The organism is Klebsiella sp. Ech2A, assembly GCF_030078455.1.
Taxonomy (GTDB): Bacteria; Pseudomonadota; Gammaproteobacteria; order Enterobacterales; family Enterobacteriaceae; genus Klebsiella; species Klebsiella terrigena.
The window spans coordinates 1-1,556 of sequence record NZ_JAQGFU010000398.1 but is presented as its reverse complement, the minus strand read 5'-3'; the positions used below and the strand labels follow the sequence as shown (position 1 = coordinate 1,556).

2 protein-coding genes are annotated in these 1,556 nt (G+C 62.5%); both read right to left on the bottom strand.

The annotated features are described in order from the left end of the window. On the bottom strand, positions 1-483 hold a 483-nt coding region (locus PFH44_RS27400; protein ID WP_283826811.1), incomplete at its 3' end, for an aromatic amino acid lyase. Position 484: 1 nt separating this feature from the next. Continuing rightward, a partial coding sequence (gene hutU, locus PFH44_RS27395; protein WP_283826808.1) for a urocanate hydratase occupies positions 485-1,556 on the bottom strand: 1,072 nt, incomplete at its 5' end.

The window sequence follows — 1,556 nt, the reverse complement described above, 5'->3', positions numbered from 1 at the left end:
CCCTTCCCCCAGCAGCGTCAGCGACATATGCGCCAGCGGCGCCAGGTCGCCGGATGCTCCCACCGAGCCTTTCGCCGGGATCCACGGCGTAACGCCTTTGTTCACCAGCTCCGCCAGCGCCTGGATCACGCTCAGACGAATGCCGGAAAAGCCGCGGGAGAGGCTGTTAATCTTCAGCACCATAATCAGGCGCGCCATCGCCTCATCCAGCGGCTCGCCGATACCGGCGGCGTGGGAGAGCACCAGCGAGCGCTGCAGGTTTTCGAGATCTTCGGTCGAGATGCGGGTTTGCGCCAGCAGGCCAAAACCGGTGTTGATGCCGTAAGCGGTGCGCCCTTCCGCGAGGATCGCGTTGACGCAGGCCACGCTCTCATCAATCGCCGCAAAGGCGCGCTCGTCGAGTACGACGTTCAGCGGGTGGCTATAGATATCGCGCAGCTGCGTCAGGCTCAGCTGGCCGGGAATAAGAGTTAAAGTTTTCATTTCAGCGTTGCCCCTGGGTTGCTGACACCATAGGAAGATTCAGTCCTTGTTCCGCCGCGCATTCAATCGCAATCTCATAGCCCGCATCCGCGTGGCGCATCACGCCGGTTGCCGGGTCGTTATGCAGAACGCGAGCAATTCGTGCGGCCGCTTCGTCGGTTCCGTCGCAGACGATAACCATTCCGGAGTGCTGAGAGAAGCCCATGCCAACGCCGCCGCCGTGGTGCAGAGAGACCCAGGTCGCGCCGCTGGCCGTATTCAGCAGGGCGTTAAGCAGCGGCCAGTCGGACACCGCGTCGGAGCCATCGCGCATCGATTCGGTTTCACGGTTCGGGCTGGCGACCGATCCGGAATCCAGGTGGTCGCGACCGATAACGATCGGCGCGGAGACTTCGCCGCTGCGGACCATTTCGTTAAAGGCCAGGCCCAGCTTCTGGCGCCACTCGAGGCCAACCCAGCAGATACGCGCCGGCAGGCCCTGGAAGCTGATGCGCTCGCGCGCCATATCCAGCCAGTGGTGCAGATGCTTGTCGTCTTTGACAATCTCTTTCACTTTGGCATCGGTCTTATAAATATCCTGCGGATCGCCGGAGAGCGCCACCCAGCGGAACGGGCCGATACCGCGGCAGAACAGCGGGCGAATATAGGCGGGCACGAAGCCCGGGAAATCGAAGGCCTTGTCGACGCCCATTTCCTGGGCCATCTGGCGAATGTTGTTGCCGTAATCGAAGGTCGGAATGCCCATCTCATGGAAGGCCAGCATGGCCTGAACGTGGTCGGCCATCGAGCGTTTGGCGGCCTGAATGGTGCCCTGCGGGTCGGAGACCGCTTTTTCCTGATACTCTTCCCAGCTCCAGCCTTTCGGCAGATAGCCGTGCAGCGGGTCGTGGGCGCTGGTCTGGTCGGTAACCATATCCGGGCGCACGCCGCGTTTCACCATTTCCGGCACGATGTCGGCGGCGTTGCCGCACAGCGCGATAGAGACGGCGCGGCCTTCGGCGGTATATTTCTTGATGCGGGCCAGGGCGTCATCCAGCGACGTCGCCTGCTCGTCAACGTAGCGGGTACGCAGA